26 protein-coding genes are annotated in these 22,065 nt (G+C 34.9%); 10 read left to right on the top strand and 16 right to left on the bottom strand.

Annotation, left to right across the window (positions count from 1 at the left end; all coding sequences use genetic code 11):
* Window positions 1–15: 15 nt before the first annotated feature.
* On the top strand, window positions 16–210 hold the full coding sequence (locus DFQ05_RS11440; protein WP_132705545.1) for a hypothetical protein: 195 nt from the start codon (window positions 16–18) through the stop codon (window positions 208–210).
* Window positions 210–773, top strand: a complete 564-nt coding sequence (locus DFQ05_RS11435; RefSeq protein WP_132705544.1) for a DNA-3-methyladenine glycosylase I — start codon at window positions 210–212, stop codon at window positions 771–773. Before DFQ05_RS11440 ends, DFQ05_RS11435 begins: the two co-directional genes overlap by 1 nt.
* 1 nt (window position 774) lies before the next feature.
* Here the strand turns inward: DFQ05_RS11435 and aat are convergent, their stop codons facing one another.
* From aat to DFQ05_RS11420, 3 genes are all read right to left on the bottom strand, one after another.
* Window positions 775–1,398: a leucyl/phenylalanyl-tRNA--protein transferase gene (gene aat, locus DFQ05_RS11430; protein ID WP_132705543.1), complete on the bottom strand. Its 624-nt coding sequence runs from the start codon at window positions 1,396–1,398 to the stop codon at window positions 775–777.
* A 271-nt stretch (window positions 1,399–1,669) separates the two neighbouring features.
* The gene (locus DFQ05_RS11425; protein ID WP_132705542.1) at window positions 1,670–2,047 is read right to left on the bottom strand and encodes a DUF3127 domain-containing protein; all 378 of its coding nucleotides are present in this window, start codon (window positions 2,045–2,047) and stop codon (window positions 1,670–1,672) included.
* Between the two features lie 5 nt (window positions 2,048–2,052).
* Complete coding sequence (locus DFQ05_RS11420; protein WP_132705541.1) at window positions 2,053–2,952, bottom strand: flavin reductase family protein; 900 nt, start codon at window positions 2,950–2,952, stop codon at window positions 2,053–2,055.
* 121 nt (window positions 2,953–3,073) lie between these two features.
* Here DFQ05_RS11420 and DFQ05_RS11415 point away from each other — a divergent pair, with 121 nt between their 5' ends.
* A complete protein-coding gene (locus DFQ05_RS11415; RefSeq protein ID WP_132705709.1) occupies window positions 3,074–4,288 on the top strand; it encodes a sensor histidine kinase in 1,215 nt (404 codons plus the stop codon).
* 9 nt (window positions 4,289–4,297) lie between these two features.
* Complete coding sequence (locus DFQ05_RS11410) at window positions 4,298–4,654, top strand: hypothetical protein (protein WP_132705540.1); 357 nt, start codon at window positions 4,298–4,300, stop codon at window positions 4,652–4,654.
* Here the strand turns inward: DFQ05_RS11410 and DFQ05_RS11405 are convergent.
* Both DFQ05_RS11405 and greA read right to left on the bottom strand, forming a co-directional pair.
* Window positions 4,651–5,043 carry an HIT family protein gene (locus DFQ05_RS11405; RefSeq protein WP_132705539.1) on the bottom strand — a complete coding sequence of 131 codons (393 nt, stop codon included), beginning with the start codon at window positions 5,041–5,043 and terminating at the stop codon, window positions 4,651–4,653. The two genes, DFQ05_RS11410 and DFQ05_RS11405, sit on opposite strands and share 4 nt — an antisense overlap.
* Window positions 5,044–5,177: 134 nt before the next feature.
* Window positions 5,178–5,651 (bottom strand): transcription elongation factor GreA, encoded by a 474-nt coding sequence (gene greA, locus DFQ05_RS11400; RefSeq protein WP_132705538.1) that lies wholly within the window; start codon window positions 5,649–5,651, stop codon window positions 5,178–5,180.
* A gap of 154 nt (window positions 5,652–5,805) precedes the next feature.
* On the opposite strand from greA, the gene DFQ05_RS11395 reads away from it, so the two are divergent.
* Window positions 5,806–6,237 (top strand): hypothetical protein, encoded by a 432-nt coding sequence (locus DFQ05_RS11395; protein ID WP_132705537.1) that lies wholly within the window; start codon window positions 5,806–5,808, stop codon window positions 6,235–6,237.
* Here DFQ05_RS11395 and DFQ05_RS11390 read toward each other — a convergent pair.
* The 8 genes from DFQ05_RS11390 to DFQ05_RS11355 all read right to left on the bottom strand — a co-directional run bounded on the left by DFQ05_RS11390 (window position 6,234) and on the right by DFQ05_RS11355 (window position 13,762).
* Window positions 6,234–8,513 (bottom strand): TonB-dependent receptor, encoded by a 2,280-nt coding sequence (locus DFQ05_RS11390; protein ID WP_132705536.1) that lies wholly within the window; start codon window positions 8,511–8,513, stop codon window positions 6,234–6,236. The genes DFQ05_RS11395 and DFQ05_RS11390 overlap by 4 nt on opposite strands.
* Before the next feature lie 414 nt (window positions 8,514–8,927).
* Window positions 8,928–9,332 (bottom strand): alternative ribosome rescue aminoacyl-tRNA hydrolase ArfB, encoded by a 405-nt coding sequence (gene arfB / locus DFQ05_RS11385; protein ID WP_132705535.1) that lies wholly within the window; start codon window positions 9,330–9,332, stop codon window positions 8,928–8,930.
* A gap of 1 nt (window position 9,333) precedes the next feature.
* Window positions 9,334–10,887: a DUF4301 family protein gene (locus DFQ05_RS11380; RefSeq protein WP_132705534.1), complete on the bottom strand. Its 1,554-nt coding sequence runs from the start codon at window positions 10,885–10,887 to the stop codon at window positions 9,334–9,336.
* 3 nt (window positions 10,888–10,890) lie between these two features.
* Window positions 10,891–11,454, bottom strand: coding sequence for an AAA family ATPase (locus tag DFQ05_RS11375; protein ID WP_132705533.1), 564 nt, complete (start codon window positions 11,452–11,454; stop codon window positions 10,891–10,893).
* Entirely contained in the window at window positions 11,415–12,047 is a 633-nt protein-coding gene (pnuC, locus tag DFQ05_RS11370; protein WP_132705532.1) for a nicotinamide riboside transporter PnuC, read from the bottom strand. Before pnuC ends, DFQ05_RS11375 begins: the two co-directional genes overlap by 40 nt.
* 56 nt (window positions 12,048–12,103) lie before the next feature.
* Complete coding sequence (locus DFQ05_RS11365; RefSeq protein ID WP_132705531.1) at window positions 12,104–12,364, bottom strand: hypothetical protein; 261 nt, start codon at window positions 12,362–12,364, stop codon at window positions 12,104–12,106.
* Window positions 12,365–12,407: 43 nt separating this feature from the next.
* A complete protein-coding gene (locus DFQ05_RS11360; RefSeq protein WP_132705530.1) occupies window positions 12,408–13,136 on the bottom strand; it encodes a phosphoglycerol geranylgeranyltransferase in 729 nt (242 codons plus the stop codon).
* Entirely contained in the window at window positions 13,136–13,762 is a 627-nt protein-coding gene (locus DFQ05_RS11355) for a 4'-phosphopantetheinyl transferase family protein (RefSeq protein WP_132705529.1), read from the bottom strand. Before DFQ05_RS11355 ends, DFQ05_RS11360 begins: the two co-directional genes overlap by 1 nt.
* Window positions 13,763–13,885: 123 nt before the next feature.
* On the opposite strand from DFQ05_RS11355, the gene ahcY reads away from it, so the two are divergent.
* The 4 genes from ahcY to DFQ05_RS11335 all read left to right on the top strand — a co-directional run bounded on the left by ahcY (window position 13,886) and on the right by DFQ05_RS11335 (window position 17,556).
* On the top strand, window positions 13,886–15,202 hold the full coding sequence (gene ahcY, locus DFQ05_RS11350; protein ID WP_132705528.1) for an adenosylhomocysteinase: 1,317 nt from the start codon (window positions 13,886–13,888) through the stop codon (window positions 15,200–15,202).
* Window positions 15,203–15,317: 115 nt separating this feature from the next.
* Window positions 15,318–15,785, top strand: coding sequence for a DUF1569 domain-containing protein (locus tag DFQ05_RS11345; RefSeq protein ID WP_132705527.1), 468 nt, complete (start codon window positions 15,318–15,320; stop codon window positions 15,783–15,785).
* Between the two features lie 46 nt (window positions 15,786–15,831).
* On the top strand, window positions 15,832–16,974 hold the full coding sequence (locus DFQ05_RS11340) for a methionine aminotransferase (protein ID WP_132705526.1): 1,143 nt from the start codon (window positions 15,832–15,834) through the stop codon (window positions 16,972–16,974).
* 66 nt (window positions 16,975–17,040) lie between these two features.
* Entirely contained in the window at window positions 17,041–17,556 is a 516-nt protein-coding gene (locus tag DFQ05_RS11335) for a hypothetical protein (RefSeq protein WP_132705525.1), read from the top strand.
* On the opposite strand, the gene DFQ05_RS11330 is transcribed toward DFQ05_RS11335, so the two are convergent.
* Window positions 17,553–18,743, bottom strand: coding sequence for a serine hydrolase domain-containing protein (locus DFQ05_RS11330; protein ID WP_422398652.1), 1,191 nt, complete (start codon window positions 18,741–18,743; stop codon window positions 17,553–17,555). The genes DFQ05_RS11335 and DFQ05_RS11330 overlap by 4 nt on opposite strands.
* Before the next feature lie 114 nt (window positions 18,744–18,857).
* Here DFQ05_RS11330 and DFQ05_RS11325 point away from each other — a divergent pair, with 114 nt between their 5' ends.
* Entirely contained in the window at window positions 18,858–19,643 is a 786-nt protein-coding gene (locus DFQ05_RS11325; RefSeq protein WP_132705524.1) for an amidohydrolase, read from the top strand.
* On the opposite strand, the gene DFQ05_RS11320 is transcribed toward DFQ05_RS11325, so the two are convergent.
* Window positions 19,624–21,243 (bottom strand): Ig-like domain-containing domain, encoded by a 1,620-nt coding sequence (locus DFQ05_RS11320; RefSeq protein ID WP_132705523.1) that lies wholly within the window; start codon window positions 21,241–21,243, stop codon window positions 19,624–19,626. The genes DFQ05_RS11325 and DFQ05_RS11320 overlap by 20 nt on opposite strands.
* Window positions 21,244–21,347: 104 nt before the next feature.
* Complete coding sequence (locus DFQ05_RS11315) at window positions 21,348–22,028, bottom strand: ComF family protein (protein WP_132705522.1); 681 nt, start codon at window positions 22,026–22,028, stop codon at window positions 21,348–21,350.
* Between the last annotated feature and the right edge of the window lie 37 nt (window positions 22,029–22,065).

Raw genomic sequence — 22,065 nt, 5'->3', positions numbered from 1 at the left:
CTAAAAACTTACAATGTGAAAATTCTAGAAGTTACCAAAGGCATTATCATCATTTTATTTTTTGTACTATTAGCTGGTGCTTACCTGAAACTTTTTGATAATAGGCAGATTACTAAAAATTTAACGCTTTTTGACTTAAGACACGTATTGGTTGGTATTTATATCCTCATTAAACTGATAGAATACGGAATTAAAAAGAGAAATAACTAATGAAAAAACACAGGTGCGGCTGGTGTGTTGGAGACTCACTTTATGAAGCTTATCATGATTTAGAATGGGGCGTCCCAGTATATGATGATGACCAATTATTTGAGTTTCTGATTCTTGAAACTTTTCAAGCTGGATTAAGTTGGATAACTATTCTTCGAAAGCGCGAAAACTTTAGGAAAGCTTTTGATTTTTTCGATTATAAAAAAATCGCCAACTACGATGACGATAAAATCGCAGATTTGCTTAGTGATTCTGGAATAATTAGAAATAAACTCAAAGTAAATGCCACTATTAGTAATGCTAAAGCCTTTATGAAAGTGCAAGACGAATTTGGCTCGTTCTCTAAATACATCTGGGGATTTGTTGATGGGAAACCGATTAAAAATAAGTTCAAAAATTATAAAGATGCCCCTGCAAATACACCTCTGAGCGATAAAATAAGTAAGGACTTAAAAAAACGAGGTTTTAAGTTTGTAGGTTCTACCGTAATTTATGCACACATGCAAGCTACAGGCATGGTTAATGACCACGAGATATCTTGTTTTAGATATAATGAAGTATAAACTATAAGAACCTTAAAAATTCTTTTCGAGAAATATAGGCTCCACCGAGACTCTCTAAATGATTAGTGTGAAGCTGACAATCAATTAATTTGTAGTTAGAATTTTGTACAAAATGGATAAAACCATATTTACTTGCGTTGCTCACTTTTGTAAACATAGATTCTCCACAAAATACGCCGTTACCTACATCAACGCCGTAAAGTCCACCAACCAAGACTTTATCTTGCCAAACCTCAACTGAAATAGCATAACCCAATTCGTGAAGTTTTATATAGGCCTCTATCATGTGGTCTGTTATCCAAGTTCCGTATTGTCCTTTTCTGTAAGCCTCTGAACAGTTTGAGATGACGGCCTTAAAATCTTTATTTAAAGTAACTTTAAACTTCTTTTGTCTTAGAAGTTGCCTCATGCTTTTTGAAACTTTTAAATCCTTCGGAAAAATTACAAATCTTGGGTCAGGCGACCACCAAAGTATAGGTTCTTCGTCCTCAAACCAGGGAAAAATACCATTCTCATAGGCATGCAGAAGTCGTTCTGAAGATAAATCACCACCAATAGCTAGCAAACCATCAGATGATGCTTCAGAAACATTTGGAAATTCAATTTTTTGAGTTAAAAAGTACATATTTTGTTTAACTACAACGTTGTAGTAAGTCTTATCAGTGTTAAATCAGCACTTTATCTTTGGAAAATTAGCTTTTTTTATCATCTTTGATATAACCTTTATGTCACGAATTTTGTTCATCATTGCTTTTTTTTGAGTTTGTTTCTAAAGGTTAACCTAAAACCACAATATTAAGTCCTGATTTTTTAATCGGGACTTTTTTATTTATAACACTAAAAAAACCTGCTCCAGGAAGAGAACAGGTTTGATTTATATATTTTGTAAATACAGATTAAAACGGTAAATCGTCGTGGTCTTCTGTATCTATATCCGTAGCAGGCTCAAAAGCTGCTGCAGGTGGTACTGGTGGTACATCACCAGACATTGCCTCTGGTTGTAATGCTTCGATTCTCCATCCTTGGATGGTATTAAAGTATTTTACTTCGCCTTGTGGGCTCGTCCACTCGCGTCCTCTTAGGTTAATGTTTACTTTTACTTGCTGACCAACTTGGTAATTGTTAAGTAAATCGGTCTTATCTTGAACAAATTGAATAGAAATATGCTGTGGATATTGCTCTTCCGTCGTTACCACAACATCTCTTTTTCTAAAGCCATTACTTCCTACGGTTTCAGTTTCTCCAATCAACTTAATTCTGCCTTGTACTTCCATGTTTATTATGTATTGATTTTATTTAGTTTTTCCTTAGCCATTAATAGTAATAACGCTGTCTCAGCCTCTTTATTTTCAATCAGTGATTTTGCTCTTTTATGGATTATATCAATTGCAAAATCAGCTTGAGAAACGTTAGAAAATTCTTCCGAAGTCTGTAAAAATTCTTCAATTTCTGAATCACTCGGAAAGGCGGCTAAATTACCCAAAATTCCTAAATCATTACCCGTTAAAATAGAACTTTTTCTAACGGATTCTGGTAACTTATCAACACCGATGCCTAATGTAGTTAAAGGTTTAGGTATTTCAAAAAATCCATCTTTAGCTCTACTGTAATAACTTCCGCCGGCACGTGCAACTAAATCTAATTGTTCTTGATCTATTCTTCCTTCTTTATCGATGACACTTTCTAAAATATGGAGTTTTAAAACCTCACATATCACTAAGTTCCCTGCACCACCTTCTGTTCCTAGATTAATAATTTTATTGACTTTACACTCCAATTGTATTGGCGATTCTGCTACTCTAAAAGGTTTAACCAAATCCGATTGTAGCATCGTAAGCCCTGCTTTGTCAAACTCATTAACACCAACGGGATATTCGGTACTACTTAATGACATTTGCTGCACAATAGCGTAATTTACCGTATTGATTACCACTTCTTTTACAGCTTCAACATTTTCTAATGTATGCTTTGTGGTATTGTCTCTTACTCTTCGTGCTGGTGAAAAAATAAGAATCGGTGGATTAGCACTAAACACATTAAAAAAACTAAATGGCGATAGATTTGGATTACCATCAGCGTCTATTGTACTAGCAAAAGCTATTGGTCTTGGTGCCACAGCACTAAGTAAATAGCCATGCAATTTTGCGGTGGATAAGTCTTTTGGTTCGAAAGAAATCATTGTAGAATAATTTTCTTCAAAGATAACTATATTCTAAGCTTATAAAATGAATTCTGCAAACCATAAAAACAATAAAATCTATAGAATTGCATTATATTTAGAACCATTAACTAACTTATACATGCGTATTTTTAGAAACCGAAATGTTCTCCGTTGGATTATCATTCTTTCTTCTTTCATTATTGTCTCCTTAATCCTTTGGAACACTTACGTATTTTTCCAGCATTTTAAAGAAGAAGAACGTTCTAAAATGCAAAACTGGACGGCAGCTTACACCGATTATATTACAACATTGACAAAATCTGGTGAGGATATTAAAATTAATGAAGTGGTTGATTACATTGTGCTAAATACTAACATCACAGCTCCTATGATTTTAGTAAATGCCGATAGTACGATTAATAATCATAGAAATATTTTTTCTAAGCCAAGACTTTCTGAAGACAATGAACTAGCAAAAAAATTTAATGACAGTATCGACGATGCGTACGTAACCAAAAATAAGAAATGGCTAATTTCAAAATTTGAAAAAGAAAATCGCCCTTTGGTAATGGAGGATATTAATCAAACACTTTATTATGGTAATTCGCCTCTATTAAACAAATTAAAATACTACCCACTTGCATTATTACTTATTATATTTCTTTTTGCGGCTGTGGTCTATTTCTTTTACAAAAGTTCTAAAAATGCCGAACAAAATAAACTATGGACAGGCATGGCCAAAGAGACAGCACACCAGATAGGGACGCCCTTGTCTTCTTTAGTTGGGTGGACAGAAATCTTAAAAACCGAAAATGTAAAAGCAGATTATATTGCAGAAATAGAGAAAGATATAGACCGGTTACAAACCATTACCGAACGTTTTAGTAAAATAGGCTCTGTCCCAGAACTAAAAACAGCTGATGTGGTTTACGAAACCGAAAACTCTTTCGATTATTTAAAAGCACGTAGTTCCAAGTTGATAACTTTTAATCTAGAAAGTCCTAGAAAAGAAATTAAAGTAAAATTAAACGCACAACTCTTCAGTTGGACTATTGAAAACCTAGTGAAAAATGCTATCGATGCCATGAAAGGCAAAGGCCAACTTAATCTAAGCATAAGTGAAACTGACAAGGAGGTATTTATTTCTATTTCAGACACCGGAAAAGGTATTCCTAAGGGACAATGGCAAACCGTCTTTCAACCAGGTTATACCACAAAAAAAAGAGGATGGGGACTTGGATTGTCCTTGGCAAAACGCATTATAGAAGACTACCACAATGGCAAAATAAAAGTTGAAAAATCTGAAATAGGTAAAGGCACAACCTTTCAAATTGCCTTAAAGAAATTAACTTAAATCGGGATTATGGCTACTACTAATTATTTTACTTTAAAAGAATATCAATTGAATAATAATTGTCCCGAATGCTATAGCAACGATGGCCTACAACTTACCTTTAAACAAAAAATTACAGAGAATATTTTTATAAAAGCCATTACTAAGAAAACCACTCATGAAATGCATTGCAACAACTGTAACACGCAAATTTATCCGGTGCGTTGGGACTCAGATATTGAGCGTGTTGTTGCATATCACGAACGTGCAATTATACCCAAGAAACCATCTATAAAACTTAAGCCTGCGGCCTACATCTTTATAATAATAGATTTGCTGATACTTGTAACTATTATTTTATTTATGAGCGGAATAATTACAATTTAATCTAAGTTGCTGGCAATAGTATTCGCTAAATCTAAGAACTGGTCTTCAGTTAATTTTTGCTTTGTCATAAATCGTGCATCCTCCATAGTGTGTAAGGGAATTAGATGTACATGCACATGCGGAACTTCTAGTCCAATGACCGACATTCCAATTCTCTCGCAAGGCACTGATTTTTCAATCGCTTTTGCAACACGACGAGAAAAAGCCATCAAGCCCATGTATGTTGCTTCATCTAAATCAAAAATTTTATTGACTTCTTTTTTAGGAATACATAAGGTATGACCTTTACTGTTTGGATTAATATCTAAAAAAGCAAAGAAGTCTTCGGTCTCTGCAACTTTGTAAGAAGGAATCTCTCCGTTAACGATTTTTGTAAATATTGAAGCCATACTGGTTATATGTTATAATTTTTAAAATTAATGAAAAGATTTCGACTGCACCCAATCTCATCTTTTTTTAAAATACAAAAGATTCCCACTCAAGCTATAAGCAGGAATCTTTAAATATTAATTGATAACTCGTATTATCTAGAAATCTCTAAAATTTCAAATTTCATAATGCCACTAGGTACTTGTATTTCGGCAACATCACCAACAGATTTTCCTAATAAGCCTTTACCAATTGGCGAATTAACCGATATCTTACCAGAAGCTAAATCTGCTTCGCTTTCGGCAACCAATGTATAGGTCATTTCCATGCCATTGGTCTGATTTTTAATTTTTACTTTAGATAATGCCAAAACTTTTGAGGTGTCCAACTGAGACTCGTCTATAACCCTTGCATTAGCTAGGGTCTCTTCCATCTTAGAAATTTTCATCTCTAGCATACCTTGCGCTTCTTTAGCTGCATCGTATTCTGCATTTTCACTTAAATCGCCTTTGTCTCTTGCTTCTGCAATAGCCTGTGACGCTTTAGGGCGCTCTATATCTTTTAAATAATTAAGTTCTTCTCTTAATTTTTTTAATCCTTCTGCTGTGTAATAAGATACTTTACTCATCGTTTCTTCGTTTTTGTATATACAAAAGACGCTGAAACAAGTTCAGCGTAAATGAAAAATCCCGCTTTCACGAGATAAGAGTACAAATATATAAAATATTTATCTGATGTCTTAATTTGTGTAAATTGCAATCAAGAAAAATTTAAATTTTGTTATGAAAAAATATTTGGTTTTAGGTCTAATAGTCTTAGCCCTCGGCTGCAGTAATAACGACAACTTAAACAATTGTAATTTTTTACTCAATGTTGGTGTAAATGCTACTATTAACCTAAACCTACCGCAATTTAGCCAGTTAATAAATACAGGTAATTCTGCTAGATTAGATGGCCAAGGAAATGGCGGTATAATTATTACCCGTGTAAACAGTACCACATTGCGTGCTTGGGATGCTGCAGACCCTAATCATCCTTTTAGTAGTTGCTCTATACTAACTATTAACGGTGTTAATGCAATTTGCGGTTGCGAAGATGGTAATGAGTACAATCTAATCACAGGACAGGTCATTGGCCAAAACGACCAACCCTGTACACTTAAAGAATACAGGGTTGAGTTTGTTGGTAACAACCAATATGTTATATCTAACTAGAAGTTTAAGGTTACGCCTAATAAAAAATTTGTAGTTGCCTGTGGATAAAATCCTGTAAACGTCCCAGATGAAATACCTGTTGGACTACTTGGGTCTTCGAAATCAAAAGTCCCAAAGTAACCGTTAGATACGTACTTTTCATTAAAAATATTATTCACCAAACCTGTAAATACAACAGATTCGAAAACAGATTTTGGTTTTAAGGTATAAACCACATTAAAATCGTTAACAAAGAAACTATCTAATTTAGACTCCTCGGCTTCAATATTACTCATAAACTGTTCTCCAACGTATTTGCTAAGTAAAGACATCTGAAGATTCTCTATCGGCTGATATACAATTGCATTTGCAGCAATTAAATCAGGAGAAAAGGCAATATCTGTAGTTCCTAAATTCTCTAAAACACCATTAAAAGATAAGAAGGTTTCTCTGTTTTTGTTTGTACTTAGTGTAGCATTTGGTTGCAAAGTTAATTTTGAAGTCACTGGAATAACAGCTTCTAACTCCAGACCCAACCTGTAGCTTTCGCCACTATTTTCACGAATCGGCGCACCAACATCGTTAAGTTGCCCGGTTAGAACCAATTGCTCGTTGTAAAGCATTAGGTAACCATTAGCGTTAAACGTAAAATTTCCAGCTTTATGCCTCCAACCTAACTCAAAGTCGTTAAGCTGCTCGGGCTCTATATTTGGATTATTTTCGAAATCATCGCGGCTAGGTTCCCTATTTGCTCTTGCGTAAGAGAAATATAAATCGTTAGTCTCGTTAAGCTCGTAAGTTATACCAGCTTTAGGATTAAAAAATGTATAATTCTCATCGACATTAAATAAAGTTAAATTAGAATTGATACCTGAGGTCTCATAATTAACATTACGAACTTGTAGGTCTCCATACAATTTAACGCGGTCGTTTAATCTGTAATTGGCTTTTAAAAATCCTGAAAAATCGTTCTTCTTTCCGTTTCCATCGTAATATCGGTCTCTAATTTCACTTTGACTTGCATATTCTGCCCAAATCACTTCTCCAAAATGGTCACCATCGTAATGGCTAAACGAAGCCCCAAAAATCATATCTAAATTATTATTCTTGTAGTTAGCACTAGCATTAACTACATAAAAATCATTATCTAACCAACGACGACGTACTAAATCTGTAGTATTAATAAGGTTATTGTTTACATCGATAAGTGGAATGAAGCCATACGTTTCAAAATCGTCATCTTCTCTAAATTGCTCAAAAAATCCTCGCCCATAAGTGTAATTTAGACCTACAGTAGTGGACCACTGATTATTATAACGCTGATTCCAGTGTAATTGATAATGATCTTGTTTATAATCGTCTACTTCTCTATCGTAAAATTGCGTTTCTCCGTTATCATCGGTGTAAATACCGGCAGGATTAAATGTTCTGTCTGTAGCTAAAGTTTGAGCATCAATACCAAACCAAGACTGATATGTTACCTCACTACCACCAAACATTATAGCCTTAATTAGCGTATTATCGTCAACATAAGACCCTTGCAGAAAATAAGACTTAAGGTCGGTAGAAGCACGGTCTATGTAACCATCTGATGAGATGTTAGATAAGCGACCTGCAATTTCGAAACTACGCGTTGGGTCACTTTCCAAGGCCATCTTTCCTGTACTGTATTTTACAGTATGTTTTCTAGTATTAAAACTCCCGAAAGAATTAGAAATTTCGCCCATTGGCTCCTCTGAAACAACGTCTGTTAGGATATTGATACTCGCTCCAAAAGCACCTGAACCATTTGTTGATGTCCCAACACCGCGCTGCAATTGTAAATTTTCTACAGAAGAAGAAAAATCACCCAAATTGACCCAGAATGTTCCCAAGGATTCAGCATCGTTATACGGAATACCATTAATGGTAACATTTGTAGATTGCGAGCTCACACCACGAACTCTAATACCGGTATAACCAATACCCGCACCTGCATCACTAGTAGTTACTACCGAAGGCAAAAAGTTTAATAACACCGGAATGTCTTGCCCTAGATTACGTTTGGCAATCTCCTTTTTGTCTACGTTACTGTGTGTAATTGGTGATTTTGCATTTACACGAACAGCTTTTACTAAAACCTCATCTAATTTTTCGGTCTTGGTTGAATCTTTTGCTTTTTCTTGCCCAAAGGCAGAAAATAAGCTCAATAATAAAGCGATTGTTGTGATTTTTTGTTGTACACCTCTCAACGAAGCTTGTGCTGAACATTGTCGAAGTACTCGAGATGACAGTTTAGAGAATAGAATAGTTTTCATACGACTATAGCGTTTTATAATCGAATAAAAAGAGGTAATTATTCTTTGTTAATAACTAAATTTTGAACGTTTAACTCGTGGTCTTAAACTAAAAATTGATTTCATTTTGAATGGTGTGATAGAAAATCTTCTATCAAAATATTCAGAAGTGAAACCAACATTGATAATCTAATTGCACTCGCTAAAAATGTCTACTAGACATTTTTTTAACGCTCGCTTCCTTCGCAGCATTACCTGCGCAGGTTCAATGGGTATGATCTCAGCCTAAATCAGTTCGCAGTTGCAGTATTCAGTCGGCAGATAAACTGTTGACTGTTACTGATAACTGTTCACTTAAAAAAGCACCCCTTTTTTGAGAACGATGCAAAGATACTATCGATTAACGATTTTATAATTATGATTGTTAGATTTTTTTTAATCAATTTTTGGAGGCTTTCTATTGGCCTTTTTTTCTGAAGTTTTTCGCTTGTTTTGCAACCGTTTCTGCTTTATAGCTCGGGGAACTTTTGTTGGTAAACGGTCTTTTTCTTCTTTAAGTCCTTCTTCAATTAGCTCAAAAAAACGATGAGTCACTATTGTCTTATTTTTAAGTTGACTTCTGGTTTCGCCACAACTAAGTATTAAGACACCTTCTTTAGTTAATCTGTTTTTTAAATACGTTTTGAGCTTTTCCTTTTGTTCATCGTTGAAAATTAAAGTTGCTTTTAAATCAAAATACAACTCTACTTTTGTAGCAACTTTGTTTACATTCTGTCCACCACTGCCAGAGCTTCTTACGGCTTTGTAATTCAATTCTTTTGTTAGCTCTAATAAATCCACGTTAACTGAGTTGGTGAGATGGTTTTAATAAATCATTGACCGTTTTCACAGGATTAAAAGTCGATACAGGCACTTCGACAAAAATTGAATTCCAGTAGGCCATACTTCCGTTCCAAAGCCCAGGTAGTTCAAGAGCTTTAACGGACTTACCTACCTTTGTCTTCATTGTTATAAATGCAGCATTATGGTTTACAAACTGCTCTAAATCAAACGTTTTACCTTCATAATCTTTTATTGAGCACACTATATCTACAGGGTTAAAATGAGTAGCATTATCTAAAATGCGTTTCTGACGTTTGTCTTTTTTATTGATTTGTGCCGATTCTACAATTTGTAATGATACTTTCCCAGATTCGTCTTTAACCCAAAATGGTCCACCGCCTGGTTCACCCTCGTTTTTTACCATACCGCAAACCCGAATTGGTCTATTTAAGGCTTCAATAAGATATTCAACTTTATATTTATGTGAGTACTTCTCAAATTCTTCAGAAATATGATAATTAAGCTTATTTGTGATAAAATTGCCTATTTCGTCTAAATCAGCATCACCCAATTTTTTAGTTTTAAGCAACTTAATATAACTAAAGATGGTCTGCCTAACTTCGATAAGCATTCCCGCAAGAACCTTTTTATACTTCGCAACTTCTGCCTTGTAATGCTTTACTACGACGTTATCTATATTACTAATAAAAATTACATCGGCATCAATTGCATTTAGATTTCTTAATAATGCACCGTGTCCTGACGGCCTAAAGTAAAGACTACCATCATCGTTTCTAAATGGTTCGTTTTTTGTGTTTAAAGCTATGGTGTCTGTAGATTGATGCTGATAAGAAAACGCTATTTCGTATGGAAATCCTGTAATGGATTCCACCCGTTCTTCAATACGCTTAAATTCTTCTGTAAATTTATTTTTATGAACTTCGGAAATTGTAAAATGTACCCAAAGAGGCGTCTTTCTTGACCCGTAAAATGCCATTTCGAATAAATGCTCCTCGAATGCCGTAGAGATATCGTTATTATATTTATGAAATGGAAATAAACCTTTTGGGTAAGCACCGAAATTAAGCTGATCTTCCTCTAACATGGCCTTGACAAACTCGTATGCTTTTTCATTTGGATTTAAACTATCGTAATCAATCCTATTTTCTTTTAACTGTTCTAAAACTTTATGATAAAAAGGAAATTTTTCTAATGCGATTAGAAATAAGGTCAAATCCTTTAATTGATTTTTATTTATAAATGCATTTAGTGATTGCACTTTGGGATTGTAGTCCTTTAAGAAATCGAACAAGAATTTAAACATTCTTGTAGCTGCTCCTGATGCTGGTACAAATTTTACAATAGATAATTTATCCTTGTTCTCGTCAAATAATTTTACATAATTATCGACTTCTAGATACGTCGGAGCTATAATTCCATTATTAATTACAGCTGCTGCTTTTAGGTTTGTAAAATTAACTCCTGACTTAAATTGCTCTATCTGTCGATAGATGATTTCAATGCTTAAATTATGAGCTTCAATTTGTTCTATATCTTTTTCTGAAAATTTCAACCTTTATTTTTTTAATAACTCATTGATATAACTTACCGCTTTTTCGAGTCGCTCTAGTTTTCCGCCTTTTAATAAAACGTACGGTTTTTTATATTGTTTCAAAGCAGTTTCAAAAGCCTTGAACATACGCTCTCGCTCGTTAGGTTTATCCCTTAAATCGTCGGCTTCCCAAGGTGTATCGATATAAGTTAAAAAGTACAAGTCGTACGTATTTTCTTGGGCAAACTTATCTAATATTGGGTCACAAGTACCTTGGTAATAGGCTTCGCTGTACACCTTAGTTTCTAACAAATCTGTGTCGCAAATTAATACGCTATCTGTTTTCTTTGCAAGTTCATTCTCAAGCTTCATTTGTCCAATTGCAATTGGCAATAAGTCCTTTTGCTCGCAGGTCTTACGCTCGTTATTCCATTTATTTTGAAGATAGTCTCTAGCGTATTCTGGCACCCAAACACTATTATAATACCTGGCCAACTGACGAGAAAGTGTCGTTTTCCCAGTAGATTCTGGCCCAAATACAACCACTTTTATGCAGTCTGTAGGTTGTTGTCTAAGTTTTTCTTCCATGCGAGATAGCCTTGAATAGCTAGAATTGTAAAAATTAAATATTGCAAAGATAACATACCTAAACCTCTATAAGCATATAACGGAATTGTAATTAAGTCACCAATAATCCAAAGTGTCCAATTCTCCAATTTCTTATTCGCCATATACCACATGGCGGTAAAAAATACGCCCGAAGTAAAGATGTCTATATAATTTGGAATTTCAATATTATATTCAAAGCCTTTATAAACCAAAAATGTAACTAGCATGGTTAAAAGGAACAGTCCAAATCCGATAAGTTTTTCCCGAGAATTAGTTCTTGAAACTGGTACAACGTATTGATTTCCTTTTTTACGAGACCAGTTCCACCAACCGTAAATACTCATTACAGAATAGTAGAAATTCATCATCATGTCTCCAAAATACTCGTTGATGTAGAGTAAATATACTGTAATTACCGTACAGATTATCCCTGTTGGATAGACCAAAATATTTTCCTTTTTAGCAAACCACACACTAGCAATACCAAATACAAAAGCTACTGCCTCCAATACGACTTGAAATGTTGGTGTAGTTTGATAAGCTTCAAAAAAAAAGTTTACTATGTCACTCATATTGTACTGATTGGTTTTTCCCTTTTGGGGAAATGTTCTCTTGGCGAACAATGGGGCTAAAAATCTGGTTCATAATTACTTCTATCGGTTTTTACCAATTTTAGTTGTAAAACGGCGATATCCACATCAGAAAATGCTTTTTCAATTTCGGTTTGAAGAAAAGGCATCACCTTATTATAATCGCCATAAACTTGTGTACTTAGAGGATTTTCTAAAATCGTAAATTCTGAATTCCGAAGCGCTTTTATAAACGCAATTATGTGCGGTTCGTAATCGTCTTTTAATGGTGTGAATGTAAGTTCTACTGATATTTTCATAAGCCCATCTTAATCTTCCCAAAGGGAAGAAACTGTTTTGTGTTTACTCTTTCCTTATTTGATTAAAGAAATTTTCATCTTCCTCAAAAGCCGTTCCAATAACTACCAAATCTGCGCCAGAATTGAATGCCAAATCTAAGGCTTCTTTTGTTCTAATGCCGCCACCAACAATTAGTGGGATTTCTAATCGTTTTTTAACTTCAGAAATGATTTTAAAATCTACTGGTTCTGTTGCGCCACTTCCTGCTTCGAGATAGATTAATTTATGCCCTAAATATTCGCCCGCTTTAGCGGTATTTATTATGTTTTCAATGTCTTGCTTTGGTATCGGTTTTGTTTGGCTTACGCGTTCAACAGAAGTTTCTCTTCCGTTTTCTATAAGAATGTATCCTGTTGGGATGACTTCTAATCCAGACCTAAATAACTTCGGTACAGCTTCAACATGTTTACTTATTAAATAGTCTGGATTTCGACCTGATATTAAAGACAAAAACAAAATTCCATCGGCTTTATCTGTGATTTGAGTAACATCTCCCGGAAATAAAATTATTGGTAGTTTAGTATGCTTCTTTAGCTCAACAACAACGTTTTCAGTTTCATTTTCTTCAACAATACTTCCTCCAACAAAAATATGAGTCGCTATGGATTGATTAATTTTTTGAGCGAATTTACCCAAATTTTCAACCTTTACTTTATCTGGGTCAATTAAAACAGCTAATTGTTTCTTTTTCTGTTTCGCAGCTGACTTTATGTTGTGATAAATCGCACTCATCAGCCTATGACATATGCACAAGTAAAACCTTTGAACTCCAAAAAGTTAGCGTTATATCTGTATTTTCTACTGTTATAATCTATCCAACACACCGTTTCATCATCTTCAAACGTAAACGGAATGACTAAAAAATGCTCTCTAAATAACATGCCTGGCGTGGCAAAGAGCTTGTATAAAGATTCTTTAATTGCCCAAATTACAGTCAGCTTTCGTACATAATCTTCAGCTTCAGGCTTTAGGTAATTAAACTCATAACCCACAAACTTCTTAGCGATAATAGCAATCTTTTCACGTTGTTTTTCAATATCAATTCCAACTTCAGTATCACTTACAATCACTCCCGAAAATGTAAAGCTATGTGTAATGGATATATGCTTCCCGTCTTTAAGATGTGGTTTTCCATTGTTATCATAAAACAAATCTTGGTCGGTGTATCCAAATTCGCGTAACAAATGGCGTACACTTAAAAAACCACGTTGGTGCAACTCACTTTTCATACCTAAAACGCGCTCTAAACTTTCGGGTTTTAAGTCTAGCGGTTGCATTAAATCGTCGTAAGATTCTTCAATCTTCCAAATTTTAACAGTAGTTTGTGTATTAACGCTAATAGATTTGTACAGCGGCATTTAAGAATGTTAATGTTATGTATTATCTTTGCAGCGCTTAAAACGCGTTTGGTAATTGCAAAGCTAAATTAAACATTTTAGTTTCTAAATTCTAAAAGCGTTCAATTATAAAAAAGATAAAAAATGAGTACAAAAACTATTGCTTACGTTCCAAACAAAGTAAAAGACATGTCTTTAGCGGCTTGGGGAAGAAAAGAAATTGAATTAGCCGAAGCAGAAATGCCAGGTTTAATGAGTCTGCGCGAAGAATACAAAAATGAACAACCGCTAAAAGGTGCACGTATTGCTGGATGTTTGCATATGACCATCCAAACTGCAGTTTTAATAGAAACATTACAAGCTCTTGGAGCAGAAGTGACTTGGAGTAGCTGTAATATTTTCTCTACACAAGACCAAGCTGCTGCTGCTATTGCTGCTGCTGGAACTGCTGTGTATGCTTGGAAAGATATGACCGAAGAAGAGTTTGATTGGTGCATTGAGCAGACGTTATTCTTTGGCGAAGACCGTAAGCCATTAAATATGATTTTAGATGATGGTGGTGATTTAACAAATATGGTGTTGGATAAATACCCGCACTTAGCAGAAGGCATCAAAGGTCTTTCTGAAGAAACAACAACCGGTGTTCACCGTTTATACGAGCGTGTAAAAAACGGAACATTGCCAATGCCAGCGATTAACGTAAACGACTCGGTAACAAAGTCTAAATTCGATAATAAATACGGTTGTAAAGAATCTGCAGTAGATGCCATTCGTCGTGCAACGGACGTTATGCTAGCTGGTAAGCGTGTAACGGTCTGTGGTTATGGTGATGTTGGCAAAGGTACAGCCGCTTCTTTTAAAGGTGCTGGTTCTATCGTTACAGTTACAGAAATCGACCCAATCTGCGCGCTACAAGCTGCAATGGACGGTTTTGAGGTAAAGCGTTTAGAAACTGTTGTCGGAAATTCTGACATTGTTATCACTACAACAGGAAATAAAGACATCGTACGTGCGGAGCACTTTAAAGCAATGAAAGACAAGACTATCGTATGTAACATCGGTCACTTTGATAACGAGATACAAATGGCTTGGTTAAACGAAAACTATGGTAACACTAAAAACACCATTAAGCCTCAAGTAGATAAATATACTATTGATGGAAAAGACATCATCGTTCTAGCAGAAGGCCGCCTAGTAAACCTTGGTTGCGCAACTGGTCACCCAAGTTTTGTAATGAGCAACTCATTTACAAACCAAACTTTAGCACAAATAGAGCTATGGAACAACAGTGAAAATTATGAAAACCAAGTGTACATGTTACCAAAGCATTTAGACGAAAAAGTAGCAAAATTACACTTAGAAAAGATTGGTGTGGAGCTAACAGAGCTTAAATCTGACCAAGCTGAATATATTGGTGTAACTGTTGAAGGTCCATACAAGCCAGAACATTACCGTTACTAAAACTATCGATTTGTCATGCTGTCCTGAAACGTCGGGAGATTCAGCATCTCATGATACAAAATCCTAAGCAGCAATGTTTGGGATTTTTTTATTTACCTTTCCTAAAATATATCTAATGACATCGCAAAATAAACTTTCCGACTATATAAAAACCTTAGAGTCTTATATTCCGCAACACGAATTTACGAATCCAAAAGTCTCAAAAGCGACCATCGGGTGGCAAATAGACCATAGTCTAAAAGTGATAAATAATGTGTGCTTAGCCATGCAATCCTCTGACCCAAACACCTACCAAAAAAATATAACACTCGTTGGAAAATTTTTACTCACCCTTGGAAAATTCCCACGCGGAAAAGCCAAAGCTCCAAAACACGTTAGACCACCAGAAGTTATAGAAAAAGCAGCATTGATTACCCAAGTTACAGATGCCAAAAAAAATATTGAAACTATCAGCGTATTACCTGCAAACGCTTACTTTAAACATCCAATGTTTGGACATATCAATAAAAAGCATGTCACTAGATTTCTAGAAATCCATACCAAGCATCATCTAAAGATTATTGATGACATATTGAGAGAGTAAAACAACATATTTTCGTGTTGTAATATCTTGTGATTATCTTTACTAAATGCAACACAATTCCAAACTCCCCAACGTCGGCACGACCATTTTTACAGTAATGAGCGCATTGGCAAATCAGCATAATGCCATTAATTTATCTCAAGGTTTCCCAAATTACCCGAGTAATCAGAAACTTATTGACTTGGTAAACGATGCTATGAATAATGGCTACAACCAATACGCACCAATGTCTGGGAATTTAGATTTGCGCCTCGCCATTGCCAATAAATACCAAAGGTTGTACAACAGCACCTATCATCCTGAAAAAGAAATCACAGTAACTTCTGGAGCGACCCAAGCCATTTATTGTATTGTCTCCGCTTTTGTAAGACCAAATGATGAAGTTATTGTTTTTAAACCTGCTTACGATTGCTACAAACCTGCGGTTGAAGTTAATGGTGGAAAAGTAATTCCTATCCAATTGTCTGCTCCAGATTACAAACCAGATTGGAATGAGGTCGCCTCAAAACTATCGTCTAAAACAAAGATGATTTTGATTAATTCACCTCACAATCCAAGCGGAACAATTTGGTCTAAGGAAGATATGCTTCGACTTCAAAAACTAACCGAAGGCACAGATATTATCGTATTAAGTGACGAGGTTTACGAACATATTGTTTTTGACGGCGAGCAGCATCAAAGTGCTTGTTTATTTCAAGATTTGAAACAGCGTAGTTTCATAACCGCTTCTTTCGGGAAAACGTTTCATAACACAGGTTGGAAGATTGGCTACACTTGTGCCCCAGCGGAACTGATGCAAGAATTTAGAAAAGTGCATCAATTTAATGTGTTTTCGGTGCATCATCCATCGCAAAAAGGCATTGCCGATTATATGCAAGACGCAAACACATATTTGGGTCTAAATCAATTTTTTCAGCAAAAACGAGATTTGTTTCTAAGTTTGATAAAAGATTCAAAATTCAAGTTTACACCTTCAAAAGGCACCTATTTTCAAGTGTTGGATTATTCAGATATTACTGATGAGAATGATGTAGATTTTGCCAAGCGATTAACAACAGAATTCGGTATTGCTTCTATTCCGCTATCGGTTTTCAATCTCAATCAAAAAGATGATAAAGTTCTACGATTTTGCTTTGCTAAAACTGACGAAACCCTTTTAAAAGCTTCAGAAATCCTTAACAAAATTTAGAAAACGTTTAACGCTGCTTTTTTGCAATTTGGTAATCTTGAGGTTATATTATAGAAAAACCATATTATGACAATTAGAAATTTTAAACAACTAGCAAGCTTATTCATTATTTTATCAATTTTGTTGTCCTGTGGCAGTACACAAAAAGTAATTATGGACTCTGGAAAAGTATATTCGGTAAAAAATAATGACTTTTTTATAGGTGAAAAAAACGTTACCGAAGAGTTAACATCTCAACAAAAAAGTGATATTAAAAGCGTTTTACAAGACCGTTTACAAGCTGAGGAACAGCGTGCAGAGGAACTTGAAAATTTGAATAACCAAATTAAAAGTCTAAAAGACCAAATAAAGACTTTAGAAGACAAAGTCGAAACCATCCAAGATAAAGAACGAAATCTTGAAAAAGCTAGAGAAGCTTATATTGATGCTAAAATGGCTTTGATAACTAAAGAACGTGAATTTGAAAAACTGAAGAAAAACGGGAATCTTTCAGACAAAGACAAAATTGATTACGAAAAAGACATCTTGAAATTAAGAGAAAAGGTGGTTGAAACAAAAAAACAATTAGAAGCTATACGTTAATTAAATGCTTTGGTTAAAGTTTGCATAAACTCACCAACTTTTGAAGGTTCTAACCAGCGTGTCACTACGACAACGTTGGTTTTTTTGTCTATAATTATAAAGTTTCCGCCAAAACCTGCAGCGTAATAAATATCTTCTGAAACGTTTTCCCAGTGACGTGGTCCTTTTTTGTTTAGCCACCACATGTAACCGTAATTTACGTTAGGTTTTGATGGTGTAATGGCACGTTTAATCCAATCTTCACTAATAATTTGCTCATTTTTCCATTTGCCGTTATTCAAAAACAATAAGCCAAAACGTGCCATATCTTCTGCCGAAATAAATAATCCAGCACCAGAATGTCCGCCGCCAGTAACGGATTTCATTTTTAGTCCATCGATGGTTGTCCATGCATTGTCATAACCAAACCAACGCCATGTGGTTGATGCACCGATTTTGTCCATAACCTCATCTTTTAACACTTGTGGTAAAGGTTTTCGCCAAACTTGTAATGCAGAATATGCCAGCACATTTACACGTACATCATTATACTCCATAACTGTACCTGGTTCGTTATATTTTCTGTTTTTCCAATCATCTAAATTTCCTTCTCTCGGTGGTCTATCTGCCCAATCTTTTCCGCCCCAGATTTCGCCAGACCAATCGCTATTCTGTTGTAATAAATGCTGCCAAGTAATTTTTGAATTATGTTCACCTGCAAATGTGCCATCCCAAACATAGTCTTTTACAAAATCAGTTTCGTCTTTAATTAAACCTTCATCTACAGCCAAGCCAGTTACCGTAGAGAGAAAACTTTTAGTTACGCTAAAGGTCATATCTACACGTTTGGTATCTCCCCATTTTGCAATAAGATAACCGTCTTTTAATATCATTCCTGCTGGTCCACCACGTTTTTTTGTAGGCCCCAAAATCTCATGAAATGGCTCACGAGCGAAACCCTTTAAAATGGCAATGCGCAAATCTCTAGAGCCAGAATATTCGTTAGCTTCTGCAAATTCTACTGCATCATTCAACCATTCGGAATCAACCTTTACATCTGCTGGCGATTTTGTTTCCCAAGTTGCATTTCGTTCTGGGAAATATTGTATTTGAGCCGTAAGGTGAGAGAATGACGTAAGTAGAACGAATATAAAACAAGTACGTGTTAGAAACATATTACAATTGGCGTTAATTAATTTTATAAGCATCGTAAATTTACTAATTTTAAATCATGGAAGGTCATAATGAACGTTTGACGAAAAAGAGCAATTATAACTAACGAAGTAAATCCTATAAAACAGATTTTTCAAGAATTAAATTAGATGAAAACTGAACTTAAAGTTGCACTCATACAAACAGATTTGGCATGGGAAAATCCTAAGGCAAATCGTGAAAATTTCACATCTAAAATTGCTTCTATTTCAGAAACTGTAGACCTTATCGTTTTACCCGAAATGTTTACTTCTGGTTTTACGATGAATGCTTCAGAAGTTGCCGAAACTATGGATGGAGAAACCATCGCCTGGCTTAAAGAACTTTCCAAGAAAAAAGAGGCTGCTATTGTGGGAAGTTTAGTGATTATAGAAAAAAACAATTATTACAATCGTTTGGTTTTTATTCATCCAAACGGAACAATTGATAGCTACGATAAACGCCACACGTTTACACTTGCTGGTGAACATAAAGTTTATACCGCAGGAACTTCAAAAACGATTATTGATTATAAAGGTTTTAGAATTTGTCCGTTAATTTGCTACGATTTACGTTTCCCTGTTTGGGCTAGAAATACAGAAGATTACGACGTGTTACTCTACGTTGCTAATTGGCCTAAACCACGCATTAGCGCATGGGATGCTTTATTAAAAGCAAGAGCTATCGAAAATATGAGTTATTGTATTGGTGTAAACAGAATAGGTAAAGATGATAGCGGACATGATTACCCAGGTCATTCAGCGTGTTATGATGTTTTAGGAGAAACATTAAGCGATTTTAACTCTGATGAAAATGGCATTAACGTTGTGACCTTAGATAAGTCTCATATTGAAGCGTATCGCAACAAACTCAACTTCTTGAACGATAGAGACAACTTTATTCTTCAAGGAGTGTAAATGTAACCACAAAGTCAAAATTTGCACGGACATTAGTGTCTTCTGGATTTGGATAATAGCTAATGCGTTCTGGTTGAATTTTCTTTAGGTAATTCCCTGTATCGAATCTTCGGTTTTTATTTTCATCAAAAACGACTCGCAATTGGTATTGTTTGGCTTCGATATTATTAAAGTCAACAGCGGGATATTCATCCGTATATCTTTCGTGAAGCACTTTTCCTCTATCGTCCGTAAGCTGTACAATTACGGGCAATTTTGCATTAACTAAATTTACACGTATGCTGCCATAATCGGATTCCTTTCGTGTGCTAAAACTAAAGTTAAGGGTATCATTTACCTCGCCATAAAAATCGGTTATTGCGGATGGTAACAACTCCATTTTATAATTTTCTGACTCATTTAAATCTATTTTAAACTTGTAGCGATTATACAACCTATCGAACTCAACATCGTACGCTACTCTGATAGAATCTTTATTAATTAGCTGAATCTTAGTGGTGTCGATTTTTTCGAAAGGTGTGGTAGCCTCTAACGTAAACTTTTCATTAAAACTAATCGTTCCTGCTTTCAATGGAGATACGATTAATGAGTCTCTATCGCCTCCTCTAAACTTGTACTTAAATGTCTCTGTAAACAATTCGCTCTTGACTAAAAATGAAGCCGAATCTACTTCCACTTTTGGCTTGTACCAATAATACAGTGTGTCTTTTTCTTTATCTCTAGTAATTCTGTATTCTAAGTTTTTTATAGAATCCGATTCGACAGTAATATCAATATCCTTAAGATATCCTTCAAAAGGAAATAAGATGCGTTGTTCTGCAACTTGGCTCGGTTTTAAAACCTTGAAATCTGGCACTTCCTTAAATAACGTAATATTGTATAACGAGTCTGTAGGAACAGAAATTTCACCTTCATAAAATCCAATTTTATCTGTTTTTGGCTCGAATGTAAAATTAGAATTTTCGTCTTTTAGAGCCACCAATTTATAAGTCCCTTCCTTGATGTTATCGATACTAAAGGTTGTAAGACTGTCTAACGTATTAGTTACGTATTTTGGCTTTTGCTTATACACAATAGAATCTGTGTAGCTAGAATCTATTTCGTATAGCATAACAGAAACAAAAGGGTCGGCGCTTCTACTTTCAGCATCAAAAACGGCACCTTTTACAGAAAGCGAGTCGATTGTATCTCCTGTAGAAAACACATAACGATAGTAAGGATATGGATTTTCTTCATTATTATCTACAATACTATTCCCAAAATTAAATGCATATGTTGTATTGGCTTCTAAAGTATCCTTTATTTTAATTTTTATGTAAGTACTCGCATTACCCATTGGCGTAATTGCAGGTTGGGTTTTCATCGGTGGCGAGATGATTAACTGTTTTTGTAAATCTTTAATCTTTACATACTCGTTAAAATAAATACGAATTTCTTCTGCTTTAAAATTTGTTGAATAATTTGGTGGAGACTCTTTAGTAATTTCTGGAGGTGTTTCGTCTTTAGGTCCGCCATCAGGTCTTCCTCTACTCGCACAACCAACTATAAAAAAAATAAGCCCTGCGATAGCAAAATAAATCTTAAATGATTTTGAAAACATATACCTCGAAAAAATTTTAGCAAATTAACGACTTAATTCTATTAATAACGAAACATCAATATTCAAATTATCTTTACATAGCAAAAAGCGCTAAAACAAAAATACTATTCCGTAACTGCCATAGCTGCTAAACTTACTCTAACACCCGGAATTGTATTAAGCAACTCTATGCAAGCTTCTACAGTAGCGCCAGTGGTAATAATATCATCGACTAATAAAATGTGCTTGTTGTCTAAACCTTTAAAATCTCCTGTAGCAAATTGCTTTTCGGCATCATCTAAACGTGTTAATCTATCTTTTAAAGCCTGCGTTTTGCTCTTTTCTATCTTTAACAAGGCGCTCTCGCGATACTCAGCATTTAGTATTTCTGCAATAGCAACCCCAAATTTGGTAACTTGATTATAACCACGCTCTCTTAGTTTGTTTTTATGGATAGGAACTGGCACAACAACATCGATAATTTTGTAATTCTCTAAATCTTTTAATTCGGACCCAAGCCATTTTCCTAAGAATTCTCCAATATGTTCATGTCCTCTATATTTTAGATTATGAAGCAGTTCTTGTACCAATCCCTTTTTTGAAAAATGGAGTAATGCCGTTGCATTTTCAAGCTGAACACGACCATATAGAATCTTTTTTATGGCATCATCCGCTTGGTAATGAAAATTTGTAATTGGCAAATCGTGGCGACAGTCTACACAAATCACCTTTTCGTTATCAGAAAGTGGCGTTTTGCAGGCTTCGCATATTTGCGGAAAGAAAAGATTTAGTAAGTTTTGAAACACTATTACTAATTAATAAGTCTTACACTTTTCAACTTAA

Source organism: Winogradskyella wandonensis, assembly GCF_004346845.1.
Lineage (GTDB): Bacteria > Bacteroidota > Bacteroidia > Flavobacteriales > Flavobacteriaceae > Winogradskyella > Winogradskyella wandonensis.
This window is presented reverse-complemented; position numbering and strand designations above follow the sequence as displayed.